Source organism: Pseudomonas sp. PNPG3 (genome assembly GCF_023093815.1).
Lineage (GTDB): Bacteria > Pseudomonadota > Gammaproteobacteria > Pseudomonadales > Pseudomonadaceae > Aquipseudomonas > Aquipseudomonas asiatica.
Map to the genome: position 1 here is coordinate 1 of NZ_JALLKV010000152.1, position 372 is coordinate 372.

The window sequence follows — 372 nt, forward strand, 5'->3', positions numbered from 1 at the left end:
CACATATCCGAATTTTTAAAGAACGATCTGACAAAAGTCAGAAATCAACATTCGAGCTGAATGTTCATTTCTAAGTTCTGACAAGCTACTGCGTACGGCGAAAATGGTGGAGCCAAGCGGGATCGAACCGCTGACCTCCTGCGTGCAAGGCAGGCGCTCTCCCAGCTGAGCTATGGCCCCGTGTATTCTACGGCTGAACCATGTAATGGTAGGTCTGGGCAGATTTGAACTGCCGACCTCACCCTTATCAGGGGTGCGCTCTAACCAACTGAGCTACAGACCTATAACAGGGTCGCGTTACAGCATCGTCTTTTACAATGAATCAAGCAATTCGTGTGGGAGCTCATCAGCAGGCTGATGTCGTCGATTAAG

The 372-nt window shown here is 49.5% G+C and carries 2 tRNA genes; both read right to left on the reverse strand.

The annotated features are described in order from the left end of the window. Window positions 1–104: 104 nt before the first annotated feature. Window positions 105–180: transfer RNA gene (locus MJ643_RS30525), tRNA-Ala, on the reverse strand. Between the two features lie 26 nt (window positions 181–206). After that, window positions 207–283: transfer RNA gene (locus MJ643_RS30530), tRNA-Ile, on the reverse strand. Window positions 284–372: the final 89 nt, after the last annotated feature.